4 protein-coding genes are annotated in these 4,329 nt (G+C 73.2%); 1 reads left to right on the top strand and 3 read right to left on the bottom strand.

All coding sequences use genetic code 11. The annotated features are described in order from the left end of the window. Positions 1-55: 55 nt before the first annotated feature. From E2E34_RS31825 to pdhA, 3 genes are read right to left on the bottom strand one after another with little or no spacing between them, the layout of a single operon-like run. Positions 56-1,450: a dihydrolipoamide acetyltransferase family protein gene (locus E2E34_RS31825; RefSeq protein ID WP_138905318.1), complete on the bottom strand. Its 1,395-nt coding sequence runs from the start codon at positions 1,448-1,450 to the stop codon at positions 56-58. Beyond that, positions 1,450-2,478 (bottom strand): alpha-ketoacid dehydrogenase subunit beta, encoded by a 1,029-nt coding sequence (locus E2E34_RS31820; RefSeq protein ID WP_138905317.1) that lies wholly within the window; start codon positions 2,476-2,478, stop codon positions 1,450-1,452. Before E2E34_RS31820 ends, E2E34_RS31825 begins: the two co-directional genes overlap by 1 nt. After that, positions 2,475-3,641: a pyruvate dehydrogenase (acetyl-transferring) E1 component subunit alpha gene (pdhA, locus tag E2E34_RS31815; protein WP_138905316.1), complete on the bottom strand. Its 1,167-nt coding sequence runs from the start codon at positions 3,639-3,641 to the stop codon at positions 2,475-2,477. The genes E2E34_RS31820 and pdhA overlap by 4 nt, the downstream gene beginning before the upstream one ends. Before the next feature lie 173 nt (positions 3,642-3,814). Between pdhA and E2E34_RS31810 the strand changes: the two genes are divergently transcribed. Further along, positions 3,815-4,329 (top strand): Lrp/AsnC family transcriptional regulator (locus E2E34_RS31810; protein WP_138905315.1); only part of this gene is annotated, 515 nt, incomplete at its 3' end.

Genomic DNA, 4,329 nt, shown 5'->3' with positions numbered 1-4,329 from the left:
GGGCGGGGCTCCGGTGGGTGCGGCACGCGGCGGAGCAGCGCTCCGTGCGCGGCGGTCAGAGCGTGCGCAGCAGCAGCGCCGGGTGCTCCACACAGTCCGCGACGTACCGCAGGAACCCGCCGGCGGTCCCCCCGTCACACACCCGGTGGTCGAACGTCAGCGACAACTGCACCACCTTGCGCACCGCCAACTCCCCTTCGTGCACCCACGGCTTGGGGACGATCCGCCCGACCCCGAGCATCGCCGCCTCCGGGTGGTTGATGATCGGCGTGGACCCGTCGACCCCGAACACCCCGTAGTTGTTCAGCGTGAACGTGCCGCCCGTCAGTTCCGCCGGTGTCAGCGCCCCCTTGCGGGCCGCGTCCGTCAGCCGTGCGAACTCCGCGCTCAGGCCGTCCACGCTGCGGGCGTGCGCGTCCTTCACGACGGGAACCATCAGTCCCCGCTCCGTCTGCGCCGCGAACCCGAGGTGCACACCGGGCAGGCGCACGATCTCGCGGGAGGCCATGTCGACCGTCGAGTTCAGCTCCGGGAACCGGGCCAGGGCCGCCGTGCAGATCCGGGCCAGGAGCGCCAGGACCGACACCGGGGGTCCGCCCGCCTGGTTCATCGCAGCGCGGGCCGCCATCAGCTCGGTCGCGTCCGCGTCCACCCAGCAGGTGGCGTCCGGGATCTCGCTGCGGCTGCGCGACAGCTTGTCCGCCACGGCCCCGCGCATCCCGCGCAGCGGCACCCGCTCCGCCCCGACAGGAGAAGCCACGGCCACCGGCGCGGGCGCCGCCCGCTCGGGCGCCCGCGCCCCGCGGATCGCACCCTCCACATCGGCCCGCAGGATCAGCCCGTCGGGCCCTGAGCCCTTGAGCGCCCGCAGATCGAGGCTGTTCTCCCTGGCCAGCCGGCGCACCAGCGGCGAGATCACCGGCACCGGACCGTCCTGGCCGGCCACCCCTGCGACCGCCGGGGCAGCCACCTCGGCGACCGCCACGGCCGCACGAGCCGCGTCCGGCCGGATACGCCGCCGCCGCGCCACCGCCGCCCCCGTGCCGTATCCCACCAGCACGTTCCCCGAGGACTCCGCCTCCCCCGAAGCGGTGGACCCGGCGGGAGCCGCGTCCACCACCGAAGCCGACGCGGAACCGGAAGCGGCAGCCTGAGCCGACGCGGAACCGGAAGCCGGAGCCGGACCGGATGCCGGCGCCCCCGCCGACCCCACCGCGACCGTCAGCAGCGGCGAACCGACGGGCAGTTCGGTCCCCTCCTCACCGAAGCGGGCGGTCACCACGCCCCCGTACGGGCACGGCACCTCCACCATCGCCTTGGCCGTCTCCACCTCGACCACCGGCTGGTCGACGGCGACCACATCGCCCACCTCGACCAGCCAGCGCACGATCTCCGCCTCGGTCAGCCCCTCACCGAGGTCGGGCAGCTTGAACTCCAGCACCTTCGGCATCAGCTGCCCGCCTCCCACTGCAGCCGCGCGACCGCGTCGAGCACCCGGTCCACTCCCGGCAGATGGTGCCGCTCCAGCATCGGCGGCGGATACGGGATGTCGAACCCGGCGACCCGCAGCACCGGCGCCTCCAGATGGTGGAAGCAGCGCTCCGTCACCCGGGCCGCGATCTCCCCACCCGGCCCGCCGAAACCGGTCGACTCATGGACGACGACCGCGCGCCCGGTACGCCGTACCGAAGCGGCCACCGTCTCGTCGTCGAACGGCACGAGCGAGCGCAGGTCGACGACCTCCAGGTCCCAGCCCTCCGCCGCGGCCGCTTCCGCCGCCTCCATGCACACCGGCAGGGACGGCCCGTACGTGATCAGCGTCGCGCTGCGCCCCGAGCGCCGCACGACCGCGCGCCCGATCGGCTCGACGGCCGTCGGCGCCTGTGGCGACCAGGCCGCCTTCGACCAGTACAGCCGCTTCGGCTCCAGGAAGACCACCGGGTCGTCCGAGGCGATCGCCGCCCGCATCAGCCCGTACGCGTCCTCGACCGTCGCCGGCGTCACGACATGGAGCCCCGGAGTCGCCATGTAGTACGCCTCGGACGAATCACTGTGGTGCTCGACGCCGCCGATCCCGCCGCCGTACGGCACCCGGATCACCATCGGCATCGGCATCGCGCCGCGCGTGCGGTTGCGCATCCGCGCCACATGGCTGATGAGCTGCTCGAACGCCGGATAGGCGAACGCGTCGAACTGCATCTCGACCACGGGCCGCAGCCCGTACATCGCCATGCCGACGGCCGTCCCCAGGATCCCCGCCTCGGCGAGCGGCGTGTCCGTGACCCGGTCCTCGCCGAACTCCTTCACGAGCCCGTCGGTGACCCGGAAGACCCCGCCGAGCGCGCCGACGTCCTCGCCCATCACGTGGACGGACGGGTCCTCGGCCATCGCGTCGCGCAGCGCCCGGCCGAGGGCCTGCGCCATCGTCGCCGGCTTGGCGGGCTTCGCGTCGACCGTCGTCGTCGCTGCCGTTGTCATCGCTCGTCCTCCGCATCGAGCTCGGCCCGCAGCAGGGCTTCCTGCTCCCTGAGTTGCGCCGTCTTCTCGGCGTAGACGTGCGCGAAAAGGTCCATGGGGTCGAGCACCGGGTCCGCGTTCATCCGCTCGCGCAGCTCGGCGGCCATCGTCTCGGCGGCCTCCCGGGCCTCCCGCACGGCGTCCTCGTCCAGCATTCCCCGCTCCGTGAGTTCCCGCTCCATGAGCTGGACCGGGTCGTGGGCGCGCCACGCCTCGACCTCGGCATCGCCCCGGTAGCGGGTCGCGTCGTCCGCGTTCGTGTGGGCGTCCATCCGGTACGTGACGGCCTCGACCAGCGTCGGGCCGCCGCCGCGGCGGGCGCGCGCCACCGCCTCGGCCAGCACCTCGTGCACGGCGGCGGCGTCGTTGCCGTCGACCAGCCGGCCCGGCATGCCGTACCCGACGGCCTTGTGGGCCAGGGACGGGGCGGCGGTCTGCTTGGCGAGCGGCACCGAGATGGCGAAGCCGTTGTTCTGCACGAGGAAGACGACCGGCGCCCGCCAGACGGCGGCGAAGTTCAGCGCCTCGTGGAAGTCGCCCTCGCTCGTGCCGCCGTCGCCGACCATGGCCAGCGCGACGACGTCGTCGCCCTTGAGGCGGGCCGCGTGCGCCAGGCCCACCGCGTGCGGCAGCTGGGTCGCCAGCGGGGTGCACAGCGGCGCGATGCGGTGCTCGCGCGGGTCGTAACCGGTGTGCCAGTCGCCCCGCAGCAGCGTCAGCGCCTCCACGGGGTCCAGCCCGCGCACCACGGCGGCGAGGGTGTCCCGGTAGCTCGGGAAGAGCCAGTCCCGCTCCTCCAGGACGAGCGCGGCCGCGACCTCGCAGGCCTCCTGGCCCGTGCTGGAGGGGTAGACCGCGAGGCGGCCCTGCTTGGTGAGCGCGGTCGCCTGCGTGTTGTACCTGCGGCCGCGGACCAGCTCCGCGTACAGCCTGCGCATCAGCCCGGCGTCGAGCCGGGCGGCGGCGCCGGTGCCGAGCACGCGGTGCGGCTCGCTGTCCGGGAGCAGCGGGGCGGGGTCCGTGCGCGGCTTCCAGGCCGGGGGAGGGGCCGGCCGGTAGGCGGCGGCACCGGGCAGGTCCTGGGCCGGCTCGACCGGCCGCACCGTCATGGTGCTCTTCTTCATCGCGTGCACCTCCTCGTGGGAGCGGTGAGAAGGCACAGCAATGTGGTGTGCCTCACCTACCGATTGTTCGGTCGTGGACGCAATTTGGCTACAGGCGCCTTCAGCCTGTGGACAAACGGTTCTCCACAGCCTGGGATAGGGGCAGGTCGTCCATCAGAGGGAGGCGGGGGGACATGGCAGCTGAACAAATGGCCGACGCGGGAGCGCGCCCGCCGGCGCGCCCGCTCGACGCCATCGACCGCGACATCCTGCGGATGCTCCAGACGGACGGCCGCGCGTCGATACGGTCCGTGGCCGAGCGGGTGCACGTGTCGCGCGCCAACGCCTACGCGCGCATCAACCGGCTCATCGACGACGGCGTGATCCGCGGCTTCAGCGCACGCGTGGACCACGAACGCGCGGGGCAGGGAGCATCGGCGTACATCACGCTCAAGATCGTGCAGAACTCCTGGCGCACGGTCCGCGAACGCCTTCAGGAACTGCCCGGCGCCGCGCACATCGCGCTGGTCAGCGGGGATTTCGATGTACTGCTGCTGGTCCACACGGCGGACAACAGGGCGCTGCGCGAGCTCGTACTGACGAAGATCCAGTCCATCCCGGAAGTGCTCAGCACCCGCACCCTGCTGGTCTTCGAGGAGACCGACCTCGACACGGCCGCCTCACCACAACCGCCCCAGCTGCCCCCACC

It is taken from the genome of Streptomyces albidochromogenes, assembly GCF_005981925.1.
In the GTDB taxonomy this organism is placed as follows: Bacteria; Actinomycetota; Actinomycetes; order Streptomycetales; family Streptomycetaceae; genus Streptomyces; species Streptomyces albidochromogenes.
This window is presented reverse-complemented; position numbering and strand designations above follow the sequence as displayed.